General features: G+C 40.4%; 1 protein-coding gene. It reads left to right on the top strand.

Translation table 11 applies throughout. The annotated features are described in order from the left end of the window. On the top strand, positions 1-255 hold a 255-nt coding region (locus ACYQ4S_RS12775), incomplete at both ends, for an IS110 family transposase (RefSeq protein ID WP_459771561.1).

Below are 255 nucleotides of genomic sequence, written 5' to 3'. Positions count from 1 at the left end.
ATCCAGAGTTGAAACTGATTAACGTTGAAACCATTGTAGAAAACCCGCGGGTTATTCATCGTTTTTCTAAAGTCTGGACAGAAGAAAAGAATGATAAATTAGACGCCCAAATCATTGCTGAGTTTTTAACAACTGGAAAGCATACGAAAACTCAACCACGAGAAGAAAAATTCGTTGCTCTCCTACGTTTTACTCGTACACGCTATCAGATGATTCGTCAGATGACCGAAGCCCAGCAGCACTACGTGGAAAATC

Source organism: Alkalibacterium sp. s-m-28 (assembly GCF_054658175.1).
Note: the sequence above shows the minus strand (reverse complement) of the source record. Positions and strands in the feature narration are given on the sequence as shown.